The organism is Streptomyces sp. NPDC058295, assembly GCF_042880655.1.
GTDB classification, from domain to species: Bacteria; Actinomycetota; Actinomycetes; order Streptomycetales; family Streptomycetaceae; genus Streptomyces; species Streptomyces coriariae.
In genome coordinates this window covers 34,041-49,640 of record NZ_JBHVYO010000003.1, presented here as the reverse complement: position 1 = coordinate 49,640, position 15,600 = coordinate 34,041, and the positions used below count along the sequence as shown (strand labels likewise).

Here is a 15,600-nt window from a genome sequence, read left to right as displayed (position 1 = left end):
GGTCCTACCAGTCTCCAGTCGCTTGGCACTGATCCGGCGAAGAGTGATCGGAGACTGGCCGGGCCATCACCGCTGCGCTGCGATCAGCGGGGGCGGCTGTTGTTGTGAGAGCGCGTCAGGCGGCGTAGGAGGCGAGCAGTTCGTTGTACTGCTTGGCGGCGGTGGACAGGTCCTCGTCGGAGAGGCCGAAGGCGGTGCCGTACAGCTTGACCATCGGCTGGATGTCGAACTGGCACAGCCGCAGGGTTGCGTGCCAGTTGCCAAGGAGCGTCTCAAGGGTGGTCTGGTTCGCGCCTTCGGGGGTGTAGTGCTCGGCGGGGACGCCGGCGGTGACGGCGACGACGGCCTTCTTGCCGGCCAGCTTGGAGGGAGAGCCGTCCATGGTGAAGGCCCAGCCGAGGGTGAAGACCTTGTCCTGCCACTGCTTGAGCAGAGGGGTGGTGTTGTACCAGAACACCGGGTGCTGGAAGACGATCACGTCGTGTTCGGCCAGCAGTGACTGCTCGGCGTCGACGTCGATCTGGAAGTCGGGGTAGGTGGCGTAGAGGTCGTGCACGGTGACATGGGCCAGCTCGCGGACGGCGTCCACCAGAGCCTTGTTGGCCTTCGACCGGGACAGGTCGGGGTGGCCCACGACAAGGAGAACCTTGGACATGATGAGAAAGCCTCTTCAGTGATCAGTGAAATGGGTGAACGGATGCGGGTTGGTCGGGTGCGACGGGTCAGTACGTCGCCGGGGCGTCAGATCACCGGTCGATGGTGGCCATGTTCGCCTCGTCGTGGCGCTCGCCCGCGGCCGGTGTGAGGTTGTTCAGGCGGTCGAGCTGAGCGGCGCTGAGTTCGATGGCGTCGGCGGCGGTGTTCTCTTCGACGCGTGCGACCCGCCGGGTTCCGGGGATGGGGGCGATGTCGGCGCCGCGGGTCAGCAGCCAGGCCAGCGCGGTCTGGGCCGGGGTGGCGCCGATCTCTGCGCCGATGGCCTGTACTTCGTCGACGATGCGCAGGTTGCGCTGGAAGTTCTCGCCGGTGAAGCGCGGGTTGGTCTTGCGCCAGTCGTCGTCGGCGAAGTCGTCGACGGTGCGGATCTGCCCGGTCAGCAAGCCGTGGCCGAGCGGCGAGTAGGGCACGAATCCGATACCGAGCTCGCGCAGCAGCGGGAGGATCTCGGCCTCGACGTCGCGGGTCCACAGGGAGTATTCGGTCTGCAGCGCGGCCACCGGGTGCACGGCGTGCGCCCGGCGGATCGTCTCGGGTCCGGCTTCCGAGAGGCCGATGTGGCGCACCTTGCCTTCGGCGACCAGCTCGGCCAGCGCGCCGGTGGTCTCCTCGATGGGCGTGTTCGGGTCGACGCGGTGCTGGTAGTAGAGGTCGATGTGGTCGGTGCCGAGCCGCAGGAGCGAGCCTTCGACCGCGGCCTTCACGTTGCCGGCGCTGCTGTCGATGACGCCGGGGCCGCCACCGGAGTGGGAGACGAGACCGAACTTCGTCGCCACGACGACGTCGTCCCGGCGGCCCTTGATGGCCTTGCCGACGACTTCCTCGCTGTGGAAGGGGCCGTAGATCTCGGCGGTGTCGATGTGGGTGACCCCGAGGTCCAGCGCTCGGTGGATGGTGCGGATCGACTCGGCGTCGTCGAGCCCCCCGCCCGTGGTGTACGTGCCGGCCATGGTCATGGCTCCCAGGCCGATGCGGGAGACATCGAGCCCGCCCAGTGATACGTGCTTCATCAGGTACTCCTTTTCGTGACGGCCGTCAGGCCGGTCTGATCAACGGGGTGCGCCACCAGCCGGCGGACCGTGCTTCGGTGGTCCGCACTCTGTCGGCGCGGGCGCGGGCGCGGGCGCCGTTGCCGGGTAGCGGGTCAGCGCCGTAGGTGCACCCGGCGGCTTCCGGCCTCGGCCGGGCATGGTGCTCAGGCGTGGGTGTCGTCGTAGGTCAGGCTGCCGAGGACATCGATGCCGCGGTCGTCTGTGATGTGCTTCGTCCAGGCAGTCAGGCGGGCCGACCATGGGGGATTCGAGCCGGCTGCTGTCAGGTGGGGTGGTCCGACGCTGGTGTGGCCAGGGCCAGGCCGCGGTGGGTCCGCGGGCTGAACCGGCTGCGCCGGGTCAGTGCTCGTGGGCCGCCGGCTCCAGAACGAGGACCGGGATCTCACGGTCCGTGTTCTTCTGGTACTCGGCGTAGTCGGGGAACGCTTCGACGGCTCGGGCCCACCACAGGGCCTTCTCGTCCCCGGTCACCTCGCGTGCCAGCATGTCCTGGCGCACCGGGCCGTCCTGTAGCTCGACCCGGGGGTCGGCCACCGCGTTGTGGTACCAGACGGGGTGCTTGGGGGCTCCTGCCATGGAGGCGACCACGGCGTAGACGCCGTCGTGCTCCACCCGCATGACCGGGGTCTTGCGGATCTTGCCGCTCTTCGCGCCCCGGGTGGTCAGGATGACGACGGGCAGGTCCCGCAGCCTCTCGTCTTCCTCCCGTGCGACCAGGACACTCAGCGTCGTTCCCTGCGTACCGCCGGAGCTTTCGTACAGCTCCACCTGGTCACGCACAAACTGCGCCTTGCTCGGCTCGTACTCGCCTTTGAGGGGCATGTTGACTCTCTCCGTGCTGTCGAAACGCGCACCCGGCGCGGTCCTCCGTCCTGGCCGGGGCGCGGGGCGTGGTGCTCAGGCGTGGGCGTCGTCGTAGGCCAGGGCGCCGCCCAGCTCGCGGGATGCCTCGGCCTGGGCGAGGAGCTCCTTCGCCTTGGCCTCGGCGGCCTCGATGGCGTCCGCACCGGCGACGAAGCGCAGCAGCGGCTTCTCCTGGCCGGCGATGGTGAGCAGGGCGCGGGCGAGCTTGGCGGGGTCGCCGGGCTGCTGACCGTTCATGCTCTTCATGCCCTCGATCCAGGGGGCGGTGCGCGGGGCGTAGTCGTCGATGGACAGCTCGGGCCAGGTGGTGGAGCCGTCCACGAGGAGTTCGGTGCGGAAGTAGCCGGGCTCCACGATCGTGGTGTGGATGTTGTACGGCTCGACGTCGTAGCGCAGGGACTCCATCCAGCCCTCTTCCGCGAACTTGGAGGCGGCGTAGGCGGAGGTGAACTCCATGCCGACCAGTCCGGCGGTCGAGGTGATGGTGATGACGTGGCCGGCGCGCCGCCGGCGCATGATCGGCAGGACGGCGCGGGTGACGTTCATCGGGCCGAAGAGGTTGGTCTCGAACTGGCGGCGCATCTGCGCGGGCGAGATCTCCTCGAAGTAGCCGGTGAAGAGGTTCCCGGCGTTGTTGATCAGGACGTCGATGCGGCCGAAGCGGTCGACGGCGGCCTGCGCGGCGGCCTCGGCGTCCTCCAGGCTGGTGACATCGAGCCTGGTGACCAGCAGATTGTCCTGCGGCCCGCCCAGGGTCTTCTCGACCTCTGCGGGGCGGCGGCCGGTGGCGACGACCTGGTGGCCGGCGGCGAGGGCCTCGCGGGCGATGTCCGTGCCCAGACCGCGTCCGGCACCGGTGACGAGAATGACCTTGCTCATGGGGGCTTCCTTTCAGGCGCCGTGCTCCGGCACCCGCTGTGTGCGGGGGTGATGCATGCCGCACCGACGGCGCCTCAGAGGGGGCTGGGACCGGCGGCACGAGCACCGTCTGTCTGGACGGTTGACACCGCCGTGGGCGGTGCACCACCAACAGAACCGGCTGTCACGCGAGGGTGGGAGTCCCTGATGAGGGGGTCACTGACAGGGACCCCCAACCCGGCGGATGCGCTCGTAGAGTGAAGCGCATGGCAGGCAGAAACGACCCCAACGGCACAAACCGCGACATGCGCGATGATTTCCGAGCAGAGATCCGGGAATTCCTCGGCACGCGACGGGCCAGGGTCACCCCCGAGCAGGCCGGACTGCCCGTGTACGGCGGAGAACGTCGGCGGGTCACCGGGCTGCGCCGCGAGGAAGTCGCCCTCCTCGCGGGCATCTCCAGCGAGTACTACACCCGGCTGGAGCGCGGCAACGCCACCGGAGTCTCCGAGAGCGTCATCGACGGCATCGCGCAAGCACTTCAGCTCGACGAGGCCGAACGCATCCACCTGCTCGACCTCCTGCGCGGCGCCGGCACGACCCGCCCGCCGCGCCGCCGCCCGGCCCAGCAGCGTGTCCGGCCCACGGTGCAGCGCGTCCTCGACTCGATGAGCGGCACACCCGCGTTCATCCTCAGCGGACGCGGGGACATCCTGGCCGCCAACCACCTCGGGCGCGCCCTGTTCTCCCCCGTCTACGCCGACCCGGTACGGCCGCCGAACAACGCCCGGTTCGTCTTCCTCGGCCCGCACGCGACCGAGTTCTTCCGCCGCTGGGACGAAGTCGCCAACGACACGGTCGCCATGCTGCGCGCCGAGGCCGGCCGCGATCTCTACGATCGGCGGCTGACGGACCTGATCGGGGAGCTGTCCACCCGCAGCGAGGAATTCCGTCGCCGCTGGGCGGCCCACAACGTCCGGATGCACACCACGGGCGTGAAGCTCCTCCACCACCCGGTCGTCGGCGACCTCGACCTGCCCTTCGAAACCTTCCCGCTCCCCGACGGCCCCAGCCGGTTCCTCCTCACCTACACCGCCGAGCCCCACTCACCCTCGCAGGACGCCCTGAACCTGCTGGCCAGCTGGGCCACGGCCAACGAGGACATCGAGCGGTCCGTGCCGGCCAACGACTCCGAACACGCCGACTCGACCGAGACACCCGACTGAACGACGGGCCACGCGAGGGGACATGCCCGCCCGCGAACACCACAACTGACCACCCGGACGGCACCACCCGAAACGCATCGGGGTGGGCGAGGGTGGCGATCGGTTCACATGGACGCGGCCGAGGCCCCTCGGGATCCGGCCAGGCCCAGGGCCCGAGGCGTCGAGCCGGGGCTGCGGCTGTCTCTCCCCGCGGGATGCGCGGGCCGGGCACCGTCGTCCGGAGGGACAGGTCCAGATCGAGGCGGCTGTTCATGTCCAGCCCGAACCGGCCGTAGGGGTTCAGGTGGGGCCAGAACAGTGGGGACAGGGCCCGCCGGTCGGCGTCGGTGAGCCGCTTCTGCCACTTTCCTCGCTCAGGATGTCCTGGAAGAAGGTGCCCCCGCCGCCCGCGCTCTCCACGTCCGCGCCAGCGTCCTCAGCGATCAGGTCGTCCAGCCGAGACCGCCGCCGACAGCCGACCCACGGTGCCTGCGGCCTGCCCTCGGGCCATCGGCGTCTCACCTCCCCCGGAGACCCCGGCCTGCCCTCGGCCCCCTCGCGTCCCGCCTCTGACGGGCACCGTTGGCCCGCCGGCCTGGGCAGCCGCACAACCCCGCCGACCTCCCGTTGGGGTGGCGCAGCGACCCCGCGTCCGTGCCTGTACCGGCCGTCCTCCGTCGTGTTGTCGTGAGCTCCCCTTCCCCCGAAACTCCGTGCCCGCCGGCACGGACCCGAGGAGCCGCGATGCCCGGAGTACCCCCGCAGGAGCAGCCCGCGCTGCACGTCGAGGGTCTCGACGTGACGTACGGGCGGGCCTTGTCAGCCCTGCGCTCCGTGTCCCTGACCGTCCCGCACGGTGCGGTCGTGGCGCTGCTGGGCGCCAACGGCGCCGGCAAGTCCACGCTGCTGCGGGCCGTGTCGGGCACCCTGCGCCTGCACCGCGGCACCGTCACGGCCGGCCTCGTCCGCTACGGAGACACGGTCCTGGACGGCCGTGACCCGGTGGCGGCGGTGCGGGCCGGCGTCGTCCAGGTCCCGGAGGGCCGCCGGGTCTTCGCCGGCCTCACCGTGGAGGAGAACCTGCGCACCGGCGGCCTCGGCCTCGGCCGACGGGCGCCCGAACAGGTCCGGGAGGCCCGCGACCGCGTGTACACGCTGTTTCCCGTGCTCGCCGAGCGCGGTCGGCAGGCGGCCGGTCTGCTGTCCGGGGGAGAGCAGCAGATGCTGGCCATCGGCCGGGCCCTGATGGCCGCGCCCCGGCTGCTCCTGCTCGACGAGCCGTCCCTCGGCCTGGCCCCGCGCATGGTGTTCCGGATCGCCGAGGTGATCCGTGAGATCAACGCCCAGGGGACGGCCGTCCTGCTGGTCGAACAGAACGCGGGCATGGCGCTGTCCCTCGCCGACCACGCCTACGTCCTGGAAGTGGGCGAGGTCCGGCTGTCCGGCCCGGCCGACGACCTCGCGAGCACGGACGCGGTACGGCGCCTCTACCTCGGTGACGCCGCAGGCGACCAGGGGGCCGCGTGAGCCTGCGCCCCACCACCGCCACCGCTCCCGGACCTCTCGCGGCAGCACCCCCCGAACTCCGTGTCCGGGACGTGACCGTGCGCTTCGCCGGCCTGACCGCGCTGGACACGGTGTCGTTCACCGTCGCCCCGGGGTCCGTGCACGCCCTGATCGGCCCCAACGGCGCCGGGAAGTCCACCTGCTTCAACGTTCTGTCGGGCCTGTACCGCCCGGTGTCCGGAGAGGTCCGGCTCGGCGACGAGACACTCACCGGACTCGCGCCCCACCGGATCGCCGCCCTCGGCGTGGCCCGTACCTTCCAGAACATCGTCACCACCAAGGGCACCGTCGCCGACAACCTCATGCTCGGCCGGCACGTCCTCTCCCGCGCGGGCTTCGCCGCGACCGCACTGCGTCTGCCCCGAGCGGTGCGCGAACAGCGCGCCCACCTCGCGCGGGCCCGGGAGATCGCCGAACTCACCGGACTGGCGTCCCGCTTCGAGACACCCGTAGCCCTGCTGTCGTACGGCGACCGCAAGCGGGTGGAGCTCGCCCGAGCGCTCTGTCTCGAGCCGCGTGTCCTGTTGCTCGACGAGCCCGTGGCCGGGATGAACGGCGCCGAACGCGCTCGGACGGTCGAGGTGATCCACACCGTCCGCGCGGAACTCGGCCTGTCCGTCCTGCTGGTGGAGCACGACATGGGCCTCGTGATGCGGCTGGCCGACGAGGTCACGGTGCTCGACTTCGGCCGGTGCATCGCCCACGGCACCCCCGACGAGGTCCGCCGCCATCCCGAAGTGCTGCGCGCCTACCTCGGGACCCCCGGCGAGGACACCCCCGGCGAGGACACCCCCGGCGAGGACACCACCGCACAGGACACCACCGCACAGGACACCACCGCACAGGGCGCCGCCCTCGAAGAGGTAACCGACTCCGAAGGGGACTCCGTATGACCGCCTTCCTCGACAGCATCCTCACCGGGCTCGCGCTCGGCGCGGTCTACGCCCTGGTCGCGCTCGGCTTCGTCGTGATCTTCAAGGCGTCGGGGGTGCTCAACTTCGCCCACGGGTCGCTGCTCCTGTTCGGCGGCTACCTCGTCGCCGTCCTGCACGACGACCTCGGTTTCGCCGGTGCCCTCGCGGTGTCCGTCCTGGCCACCGCGGCGCTCGCCGGAGCCCTCGACCGGCTGCTGCTCCAGCGCGGCGACCCCGACCCCAAGGCCGCCCATGTGCAGACCATCGTCACCATCGGCGTGGACATCGTGCTGCTCACCGACCTCTCCCGGCGCATCGGCGGCGACCTGCTGACCCTCGGCGACCCGTGGGGCGATTCGGTGACCCGCCTGGGCTCCGTGACCGTCGCGGACAGCCGGCTCGCCGCGATCGCCGTCTCCGCGCTCGCCATCGGCGCCGTCTTCGCCCTGTTCCGCCACACGTCCTGGGGTCTGTCCCTGCGGGCCGCCGCGGAGGACACGGAGGCGGCCGCCCTGATGGGCGTACGGCTGAGCCGGGTGCGGATGCTCGCCTGGTGCCTGGCCGGCGCGCTGGCCGCGCTGGCCGCCGTGTTCCTCGCCGCGTTCCCCGCCCCCGGACTGGAACGGACCACCGGTCAGATCGCCCTCAAGGCCTTCCCGGCCGCGATCCTAGGCGGCCTGACCTCCCCGCCCGGCGCCCTGGCCGGCAGCCTGCTGATCGGCCTGACCGAGGCCCTGGCGGCCGGCTACCAGTCCGAACTGCACGTACTGGGCGAGGGGTTCGGCGACGTCGCGCCGTACGCCGTGATGGTGGCCGTCCTGCTGGTGCGGCCCACCGGACTGTTCGGCGCGAAGGGAGCGGCTCGTGTCTGAGCGGATCCCCAAGGGCGCCGTCGTGCTCCTGGCCGCCCTCCTGCTGTGCGCGCCGCCCTTCTACCTGGACGCCTTCTGGCTGCGCATCGGCCTGTTCTCGATGGCCGCCGCCATCGGCGCCGTCGGCCTCGGCCTGCTCACCGGTACCGCCGGCCAGCTCTCCCTGGGGCACGCCTTCTTCCTCGCGGTGGGCGCCTACGGCTACACCTGGCTGGCCGGAGAACCCGGCCCCGGACTGCCGACCGCGCTCGCCGCCCTCCTCGCCGTGCTGCTCGCCGGGGTGGCGGGCGGACTGTTCAGTCCCGTGGCCGGCCGGGTGCGCGGCATCTACCTGGGCGTCGCCACGCTCGCCCTGGTCTTCCTGGGCCACCACGTGCTGCTCACCGCCGACTCCGTCACCGGCGGGTTCAACGGCCGTTCCGTACCCCCGCTGAGCCTCGGCGGGTTCTCCTTCAGCGACGACGGTCCGGGACTCGTCGTCCTCGGCATACCGTTCGGCGCCGAGGAACGCCTGTGGTTCCTCGGTCTTGCCCTGCTGGCCGGCACCTGGTGGACCGCGCGCGGTCTCCTGCGCGGACGTCCGGGGCGCGCCCTCGCGGCCCTGCGCGACAGCGAGACGGCGGCCGCGGTGATGGGCGTCGACGTCGCCCGCCACCGCGCGTCGGCCTTCGTCGTGTCGTCGATGTACGCCGGCCTGGCGGGGGTGCTGCTCGCGCTGGCCTTCCGGCGGGTCGTCCCCGACTACTTCGGCCTGGCCCTCTCGGTCGACTACCTGGCGATGATCGTGATCGGCGGCCTCGGCTCGGTGGCCGGGGCCGCCGCGGGCGCCGTCTTCGTGACCGCGCTGCCCCTGCTGATGACCCGCTACGCCGACCAGCTGCCCCTGGTGACCGCCCCCGGCACCACCGACGGCGGGGTGGGCCCGACCGAGGCGGCCCGCTACCTCTACGGCGCGGCGATCGTCCTGGTCCTGCTGTATGCCCCCGACGGACTGCGCGGCATCACCCGCCGTGTCCGCACCCGACTGCGCCCCGCCTCCCCGGCACCGGCGCCCGCCACCCGTCCCACCGCCTCCGCCGTCCGAACCAAGGAGCCCACCCCGTGAACCGCACGCACCACAGACACCGCGTCCCCGGAACCTTCCTCGCCGCCGCGCTCGCGGCCCTGCTCGTCGCGGCCACCGGCTGCAGCTCCAAGGCGGACGGCGACAGCGGCTCCGACAGCGCCGACGGCGTCAAGTCCGGCCCGGGAGTGACGGCGAAGACCATCAGGCTCGGCGCCCTCACCGACCTGACCGGCCCCTACGCCACCCTCGGCAAGAGCATCGTGCAGGCTCAGCAGCTGTGGGCCGACGAGACCAACGCCGCCGGCGGCATCTGCGACCGCAAGGTCGAGATCGTCGTCAAGGACCACGGCTACGACGTGCAGAAGGCGGTCACCGCCTACGCCGACCTCTCCCCGGACGTGGTCGCGCTGCCGCAGGTCATCGGATCCCCCGTGGTCGCCGCCCTCCTCGACGACATCGAGCGCGACCACCTGCTCACCTTCCCGCAGGCATGGGCGGCCTCCCTGCTGGGCAAGGACTCCGTCCAGGTCATGGGCACCACCTACGACGTCGACATGATCACGGCCGTCGACTTCCTCACCCGCACCAAGGGCCTCGCCAAGGGTGACTCCATCGGACACGTCTACTTCGAGGGCGACTACGGCGCCAACGCCCTGGAGGGGTCGACCTGGGCGGCCGAGAAGGCCGGGCTGAAGATCGTCCCGCAGAAGATCAAGGCGACGGACACGGACCTCACCGCGCAGGTGTCGGCGCTGAGCAAGGCAGGCGTGAAGGCCGTCCTGATCAGCGCGGGCCCGGCCCAGACCGCCTCCCTGGTCGGGGTCGCCGCCTCCCGGGGACTGAAGGTGCCCGTCGTCAGCAGCGCGCCCGGCTACGCGCCGCAGTTGTTGAAGACGCCCGCGGCACCGGCCCTGCTGGGCATGCTGAGCGTGGTCAGTGCGGCGCCCGCCGTCAGCTCGGACCTGCCCGGCGTCCAGAAGATGGTGACCGCGTACGGGAAGAAGTACCCGGCCTCCCCGGTGGACTCCGGGGTGCTGTCCGGCTACAACGCCGCCCAACTGCTGGGCGCCGACCTGAAGAAGGCCTGCGCGGCCGGCAGCCTCGCCCGGGAGGACGTGGTGAAGGCGCACCGTGGGCAGAAGAGCGTCGACACCGGACTCGGCTCCCCGCAGAACTTCTCCGACGTGTCCCGGCCCGCCGCCCTGTCGACCTATGTGCTCAAGCCGGACGCGAAGGCGGTCGGCGGCCTGGTGGGTGTCGAGGACGCGCACGAGGCGCCGGGCGTGACGGAGTACCTGGCGAGCCGCTCCTGACCCGCACTCCCGTGATTCAGCGGCCGTGCTGCTGAATGCGTTCGCTTATCTCCATTGGACCCGCGGGTGACGGCGGGGCCAGGCTGGAGGACGTCCGGTGCACCGCGATCACCTCCCGGTGCACCGGACTTCGCCCTGCCCGCCCGCATCCGAAAGAGGTCGCGAGCCCATGCAGACCCGCCGTATCGGTGACCTGGACATCAGCGCGATCGGCCTCGGCGCCATGCCCATGTCGATCGAAGGACGACCGGACGAGGCCCGGTCCCTCGCCACGATCCACGCCGCACTCGACGCAGGTGTCACCCTGATCGACACCGCGGACGCCTACCACCTCCACGCCGACGAGGTCGGCCACAACGAGACCCTGATCGCCAAGGCCCTCGCCGGCCACGACCGGGGACGGGACGTCCTGGTCGCCACCAAGGGCGGCCATCTGCGCCCCGGCGACGGCAGCTGGACCCTGGACGGCAGCCCCGCACACCTCAGGGCGGCCTGCGAGGCGTCGCTGCGCAGGCTCGGCGTGGACGCCATCGGCCTGTACCAGTTCCACCGCCCCGACCCGCGGATCCCCTACGCGGAGTCCGTCGGCGCGGTCCGGGACCTGCTGGACGAGGGCAAGATCCGCGCCGCGGGCATCTCCAACGCGAACCCCGAGCAGATCAGGCAGGCGAACGACATCCTCGGCGGGCGCCTGGTCGCCGTACAGAACCAGTTCTCCCCGGCCTTCCGCTCCAGCGAGCCCGAACTGCGCCTGTGCGACGAACTCGGCATCGCCTTCCTGCCGTGGAGCCCGCTCGGCGGCATCTCCCGGGCCCGCGAACTGGGCTCCTCCTACGCCCCGTTCGCCCATGTGGCCGAGGCCCACGGGGTCAGCCCGCAGCGGGTGTGCCTGGCCTGGATGCTCGCCAGGTCACCGGTCGTGGTGCCCATTCCCGGCGCGAGCCGCCCCGAGACGATCCTCGACTCCCTCGCCGCGACGGACCTCGTCCTCACCGACGCCGAACTCGCCGAGCTGGACGCCGTCCTCTGACACGACCACCGGGAGGACCGCCGTCCATGGCGTCGTCGTACGAAAGACCGCTCGACCACCGTTACCGGGGCGAGCACCCGATCCGCACCCTCGCCTACCTCCTGCGCGCCGACCGGCGCAGCCTCGCCGGCGCGGTCGGCGTGTTCACGGTCAAGCACAGCCCGGTGTGGCTGCTGCCCCTGATCACCGCGTCCATCATCGACATCGTCGTCCAGCACCAGCCGATCGGCAGACTCTGGACGAGCACCGGCGTCATCCTGTTCATCCTGCTGGTCAACTACCCCCTGCACCTCCTCTACGTGCGGCTGCTCTACGGCAGCGTCCGCCGCATGGGCACCACCCTGCGGTCCGCGCTGTGCACCCGTATGCAGCAGCTGTCCATCGGCTACCACTCCCGGGTCAGCGCCGGCGTGCTCCAGGCCAAGGTGGTGCGGGACGTGGAGACCGTGGAGCAGATGGTGCAGCAGACCGCCGAGCAGGGGCTCGGCGCGCTGACCGTGCTCACCGGCGGCCTGGTCATCATCGCCGTGCGCACCCCCGAGTTCGTGCCGGTCTTCCTCGTCGTCGTGCCGGTCGCCGCCGTCCTGGTGGACCGCCTCAGGGCCCGGCTGCGCGCCCACAACGAGGACTTCCGGCACGAGGTGGAGACCCTGTCCTCGCGCGTCACCGAGATGACCCGCCTGATCCCGGTCACCCGCGCCCACGGGCTGGAGGGCAAGGCGCTGCGCCGCATGGACGGCACCCTGAGCCGGCTGCTCACCTCCGGGATGCGCCTCGACCTGCTCAACGGCCGCTTCGGCTCCCTGGCCTGGGTGCTGCTCAACGTGATCGGGGTGCTCGTCCTCACCGGCGCCGCGCTGATCTCGTACTACGGCGTCTGGGGCGTCACCGCCGGCGACGTCGTCATGCTGAGCGCGTTCCTGACCACCCTCACCAACTCCACCACCACCCTGACCGGGCTGGCCCCCATCATCACCAAGGGCCTGGAGTCGGTCCGCTCGGTCGGCGAGGTCCTCCAGGCACCCGAGCTGGAGGACAACGAGGGCAAGTCCGAACTCACCGCGCTGCACGGCTCCGTGACCTTCGAGGACGTCGGCTACGCCTACGACGACGGCAGCCCGGCGGTGCGCGACTTCACCCTCGCCGTCACTCCCGGGGAGACGGTCGCCCTCGTGGGAGCGTCCGGCGCGGGCAAGTCCACGGTGCTCAGCCTCGTCATCGGCTTCATCCGGCCGACCTCGGGCCGGGTACTGCTGGACGGGACCGACATGAACAGCCTGGACCTGCGCACCTACCGGCGGTTCGTGTCGGTCGTGCCCCAGGAGTCGATCCTCTTCGACGGCACGATCCTTGAGAACGTCGCCTACGGCATGGAGGACGAGGCCGACGAGGAGACGGTCCGAACCGCCCTGCGCGACGCCAACGCGCTGGAGTTCGTCGAACGGCTCCCGGACGGTCTGCACACCCTCGTCGGCGAGCGCGGGGCCCGGCTGTCGGGCGGGCAGAAGCAGCGGCTGGCCATCGCCCGCGCCCTGATCCGGGACCCGAAGGTGCTGGTCCTGGACGAGGCGACGTCCGCCCTCGACACCCGGTCCGAGGCGCTCGTCCAGCAGGCCCTCGCCCGGCTGCTGCGCGGCCGCACCACCTTCGTGGTCGCGCACCGGCTGTCCACCGTGCGCGGCGCTGACCGGATCGTGGTGATGGGGGAGGGGCGGATCCTGGAGACCGGCACGCACGACGAGCTCCTGCACCGGGGCGGCGCGTACACGGAGCTGCACAGCGGGCAGGTCGCGTGAGCGCAGGTGGCCGGATCATGACCCCGGCGGGTGACATTCCCGCTCGCCGTGCATGATTCGCCCAGGTCCGGGCACACGCAGCGCAAACAGGAGAGAGGGGCGCTCGTGATCGTTCCGGACCCGAAGGTCGCCAGGACGTTGCTGACCCGGTACGCGACGCTGAGGATCGCTCAGGCGGAGTGGGACAGGCCGCAGACGGCTCGTGAACTACAGGACGTGACGTACACCTTGTGCGTGCTGATGGACACGCCCGACGTCCGGGAGGCGGTCGCCGCGGCGGACGCCCTGCTCGAGTCCGCTGCGGCGGTGCCGGCGCGCGACCCGGAGAGCGGACTGTCCCTGGCCGTCTGAGGCGGCCCTGAGCCGGACCCGGTGCGGCGGTGCGCCCCCGCGGTGCCCGCCGCGCCCGGATGTCTCAGGAGGCGGTGGAGCCGCACCGGTCGGGTTGCCGGGCATCGGGCTCCGGGGGCGCGCCGGCCAGCCACTCCGCGATGGTGCGGGCGATCGGCTGCCCGGTGTCCACCTCCACGAAGCCGAACTGGCCGGACTGGTTGCACTCCAGGAACCACCACGTCCCGTCCGCGTCCTCCGCGAAGTCGAAGGCTCCGTAGGCCAGTTCCGCCTCCCGCAGATATCTCCGCACGGCCTCGGCGAGGCGTGGCGGGACCTCGGCGGGACGCCACGGTGTGGTGGAGGGCGAATAGCGCACGTCCACCACGTCGGGGTCGCCGCCGGGGGTCGTCTCCTTGCGGGCGGCCAGGATGTGGTCGCCGACCGCGGTCAGCCGTATGTCGGCGCGCTTGGCCACCCGGCGCTGGAGCAGCGTCGGCCCGTAGGCGACGGCGGCGAAGTCCGCGCCCGGCGGGACCCGGGTGGTGGGCACGGCCCGGGGCGGGTCCTGCGGATGTACCCCGGACACCGGCTTGACCACCAGATCCGGGTAGCGGTCCGCGAACTCCCGGGCCGCCTGCGGGAACGTCGTGACGATCGTGGCCGGCACGGGCAGCCCGCTGAGTTGCGCGAGCCGCAGCTGCCAGGGCTTGTACCGGGCGCGCCGGGACGCGTCCGGGTGGTTCATCCAGCGTGCCCCGGTACCGCGGAGCATGCCGTACAGCGCCTGCGAGGCCTCCTCCGTGAGCCACGCGGACGGCTGGGCCGCCCGGGCCGCCGCCTCGCCGGGCCGCCGGACCCACACCGACCGCAGCCCGTCGAGGCTCACCAGCCGTCCGGCGGACGACAGGTGGCCCCGGAAGGCACCGTGCACGTACTCGCCGGAGAGCGCGACGGAGTGGGTCAGGTCGGCCGGGTCCAGCCGGACGACGGGGACGCCCGCGGCGTTCAGGTGCACGACCACCATGTCCGCCGTGACGTCCTCTTCACAGGTAAGGATGAGCACGGTCATTTTCGTCGGCCCGTGTTCAGTCGTCGAAGTGGGTCTTGGAGCCCGCCGTCGAGGTCGTTGTCCCGAGTTCTCTCAGGAGGGCGTGGTCACGAGCGGCGATCCGGCCGTCGAGAGTTACGTTCAACTGCATTCCGGGGTCATAGGCGTACGGAGTGCTGAACTCCAACTCGGCCGCTGGGCGTGCGTAGTTGAGCGTGAACGGTTGCATCGTCTCTCCCTCGTCGGTACTGCTTCGATCAAGCGGTGCCGCTGTGCGACGTCACTCGGGCCCGCTGCGTGGTGCTGGATAGGTGCGTCCTTCAGTCACTTATACGAATCGAACGGGTGGTTGGTTTCCTTACTCTCCGTGATCATCGCGCGGTCGGGCACCGAACAGGGCGCGGAGCAGGGGAGATCGGGTCGAGCAGGGGTGAAAACCTCTTCCCGGACGGTCAGTCGGGGAGGCGCGCGGTGTCACCGGGGGTACGGCGCAGGGAACGCAGAGCCAGCAGGAGGACACCGATGTCGTCGAGATAGACGGGGTCCGGCAGTACGTCGGTGGGCAGCACGAAGTACAGGACCGCCCCCCAGAACACCCAGCGCGGCCCGGTGGGAAGCCCCGCTCGTCTCAGGCCCCGGCGGGCGCGGACCAGACGCACGAGCACGGCGGCGGCCACGGCGAACAGCGCCGCGGCCGCCAGCACCGCGACGACGACGAGCGTGGTTGGCGCATCCACGGGCCCTCCCATATGGTCCGTCGCGCGACGTCTGCCCTTACTCGATTTCCCCGCTTTCGGTTTCCGGATTCCCCTTTCCGGCGTGAATACCGCATCGGGCGAGGCTCACACGGCTGCCGCGTCCGAGTGGCGCAGCGCGCCGGACGGCCCGTGTAATGGGCAGGGTCACGTCGCGTGTCGCATCTCGGGGATGCAGGGGCGACCGCACCCTCCAGAGAGAGCTCAGCAT

At 71.4% G+C, this 15,600-nt stretch carries 16 protein-coding genes; 9 read left to right on the top strand and 7 right to left on the bottom strand.

Annotated features, from left to right (window positions below; translation table 11 throughout):
- Window positions 1-115 precede the first annotated feature (115 nt).
- The 4 genes from ACFVYS_RS04325 to ACFVYS_RS04310 all read right to left on the bottom strand — a co-directional run bounded on the left by ACFVYS_RS04325 (window position 116) and on the right by ACFVYS_RS04310 (window position 3,512).
- Complete coding sequence (locus tag ACFVYS_RS04325; RefSeq protein WP_389498704.1) at window positions 116-655, bottom strand: NAD(P)H-dependent oxidoreductase; 540 nt, start codon at window positions 653-655, stop codon at window positions 116-118.
- A 91-nt stretch (window positions 656-746) separates the two neighbouring features.
- Window positions 747-1,727 carry an aldo/keto reductase gene (locus ACFVYS_RS04320; RefSeq protein ID WP_389498702.1) on the bottom strand — a complete coding sequence of 327 codons (981 nt, stop codon included), beginning with the start codon at window positions 1,725-1,727 and terminating at the stop codon, window positions 747-749.
- Window positions 1,728-2,108: 381 nt separating this feature from the next.
- A complete protein-coding gene (locus tag ACFVYS_RS04315; RefSeq protein WP_389498700.1) occupies window positions 2,109-2,591 on the bottom strand; it encodes a nitroreductase family deazaflavin-dependent oxidoreductase in 483 nt (160 codons plus the stop codon).
- Between the two features lie 75 nt (window positions 2,592-2,666).
- Complete coding sequence (locus ACFVYS_RS04310; RefSeq protein ID WP_389498698.1) at window positions 2,667-3,512, bottom strand: SDR family oxidoreductase; 846 nt, start codon at window positions 3,510-3,512, stop codon at window positions 2,667-2,669.
- Between the two features lie 245 nt (window positions 3,513-3,757).
- Between ACFVYS_RS04310 and ACFVYS_RS04305 the strand changes: the two genes are divergently transcribed.
- From ACFVYS_RS04305 to ACFVYS_RS04265, 9 genes are all read left to right on the top strand, one after another.
- Complete coding sequence (locus tag ACFVYS_RS04305) at window positions 3,758-4,717, top strand: helix-turn-helix domain-containing protein (RefSeq protein ID WP_389498696.1); 960 nt, start codon at window positions 3,758-3,760, stop codon at window positions 4,715-4,717.
- A 723-nt stretch (window positions 4,718-5,440) separates the two neighbouring features.
- A complete protein-coding gene (locus ACFVYS_RS04300; protein WP_389498694.1) occupies window positions 5,441-6,223 on the top strand; it encodes an ABC transporter ATP-binding protein in 783 nt (260 codons plus the stop codon).
- On the top strand, window positions 6,220-7,155 hold the full coding sequence (locus ACFVYS_RS04295) for an ABC transporter ATP-binding protein (protein ID WP_389498692.1): 936 nt from the start codon (window positions 6,220-6,222) through the stop codon (window positions 7,153-7,155). Before ACFVYS_RS04300 ends, ACFVYS_RS04295 begins: the two co-directional genes overlap by 4 nt.
- Window positions 7,152-8,048: a branched-chain amino acid ABC transporter permease gene (locus ACFVYS_RS04290; RefSeq protein ID WP_389498690.1), complete on the top strand. Its 897-nt coding sequence runs from the start codon at window positions 7,152-7,154 to the stop codon at window positions 8,046-8,048. Before ACFVYS_RS04295 ends, ACFVYS_RS04290 begins: the two co-directional genes overlap by 4 nt.
- Entirely contained in the window at window positions 8,041-9,153 is a 1,113-nt protein-coding gene (locus tag ACFVYS_RS04285) for a branched-chain amino acid ABC transporter permease (RefSeq protein WP_389498688.1), read from the top strand. Before ACFVYS_RS04290 ends, ACFVYS_RS04285 begins: the two co-directional genes overlap by 8 nt.
- Window positions 9,150-10,427 carry an ABC transporter substrate-binding protein gene (locus ACFVYS_RS04280; RefSeq protein ID WP_389498686.1) on the top strand — a complete coding sequence of 426 codons (1,278 nt, stop codon included), beginning with the start codon at window positions 9,150-9,152 and terminating at the stop codon, window positions 10,425-10,427. Before ACFVYS_RS04285 ends, ACFVYS_RS04280 begins: the two co-directional genes overlap by 4 nt.
- A gap of 169 nt (window positions 10,428-10,596) precedes the next feature.
- Window positions 10,597-11,457 carry an aldo/keto reductase gene (locus ACFVYS_RS04275; protein WP_389498684.1) on the top strand — a complete coding sequence of 287 codons (861 nt, stop codon included), beginning with the start codon at window positions 10,597-10,599 and terminating at the stop codon, window positions 11,455-11,457.
- A gap of 26 nt (window positions 11,458-11,483) precedes the next feature.
- Window positions 11,484-13,253 carry an ABC transporter ATP-binding protein gene (locus tag ACFVYS_RS04270; protein WP_389498682.1) on the top strand — a complete coding sequence of 590 codons (1,770 nt, stop codon included), beginning with the start codon at window positions 11,484-11,486 and terminating at the stop codon, window positions 13,251-13,253.
- A 105-nt stretch (window positions 13,254-13,358) separates the two neighbouring features.
- Window positions 13,359-13,604: a DUF5133 domain-containing protein gene (locus ACFVYS_RS04265; RefSeq protein WP_327186695.1), complete on the top strand. Its 246-nt coding sequence runs from the start codon at window positions 13,359-13,361 to the stop codon at window positions 13,602-13,604.
- A 64-nt stretch (window positions 13,605-13,668) separates the two neighbouring features.
- On the opposite strand, the gene tgmB is transcribed toward ACFVYS_RS04265, so the two are convergent.
- The 3 genes from tgmB to ACFVYS_RS04250 all read right to left on the bottom strand — a co-directional run bounded on the left by tgmB (window position 13,669) and on the right by ACFVYS_RS04250 (window position 15,371).
- Complete coding sequence (gene tgmB, locus ACFVYS_RS04260; protein WP_389498680.1) at window positions 13,669-14,655, bottom strand: ATP-grasp ribosomal peptide maturase; 987 nt, start codon at window positions 14,653-14,655, stop codon at window positions 13,669-13,671.
- 16 nt (window positions 14,656-14,671) lie between these two features.
- Complete coding sequence (gene tgmA / locus ACFVYS_RS04255; RefSeq protein WP_020129087.1) at window positions 14,672-14,863, bottom strand: putative ATP-grasp-modified RiPP; 192 nt, start codon at window positions 14,861-14,863, stop codon at window positions 14,672-14,674.
- A 223-nt stretch (window positions 14,864-15,086) separates the two neighbouring features.
- Window positions 15,087-15,371, bottom strand: coding sequence for a DUF1232 domain-containing protein (locus ACFVYS_RS04250; RefSeq protein ID WP_200839884.1), 285 nt, complete (start codon window positions 15,369-15,371; stop codon window positions 15,087-15,089).
- Window positions 15,372-15,600: the final 229 nt, after the last annotated feature.

Excerpts from the sequence above, each read along its gene's own strand:
- ACFVYS_RS04290 (WP_389498690.1), top strand. The coding sequence starts at position 7,152 with ATGACCGCCTTCCTCGACAGCATCCTCACCGGGCTCGCGCTCGGCGCG.
- ACFVYS_RS04320 (WP_389498702.1), bottom strand. The coding sequence starts at position 1,727 with ATGAAGCACGTATCACTGGGCGGGCTCGATGTCTCCCGCATCGGCCTG.
- tgmA (WP_020129087.1), bottom strand. The coding sequence starts at position 14,863 with ATGCAACCGTTCACGCTCAACTACGCACGCCCAGCGGCCGAGTTGGAG.
- ACFVYS_RS04300 (WP_389498694.1), top strand. The coding sequence starts at position 5,441 with ATGCCCGGAGTACCCCCGCAGGAGCAGCCCGCGCTGCACGTCGAGGGT.
- ACFVYS_RS04275 (WP_389498684.1), top strand. The coding sequence starts at position 10,597 with ATGCAGACCCGCCGTATCGGTGACCTGGACATCAGCGCGATCGGCCTC.
- ACFVYS_RS04315 (WP_389498700.1), bottom strand. The coding sequence starts at position 2,591 with ATGCCCCTCAAAGGCGAGTACGAGCCGAGCAAGGCGCAGTTTGTGCGT.
- ACFVYS_RS04270 (WP_389498682.1), top strand. The coding sequence starts at position 11,484 with ATGGCGTCGTCGTACGAAAGACCGCTCGACCACCGTTACCGGGGCGAG.
- ACFVYS_RS04325 (WP_389498704.1), bottom strand. The coding sequence starts at position 655 with ATGTCCAAGGTTCTCCTTGTCGTGGGCCACCCCGACCTGTCCCGGTCG.
- ACFVYS_RS04310 (WP_389498698.1), bottom strand. The coding sequence starts at position 3,512 with ATGAGCAAGGTCATTCTCGTCACCGGTGCCGGACGCGGTCTGGGCACG.
- ACFVYS_RS04305 (WP_389498696.1), top strand. The coding sequence starts at position 3,758 with ATGGCAGGCAGAAACGACCCCAACGGCACAAACCGCGACATGCGCGAT.
- tgmB (WP_389498680.1), bottom strand. The coding sequence starts at position 14,655 with ATGACCGTGCTCATCCTTACCTGTGAAGAGGACGTCACGGCGGACATG.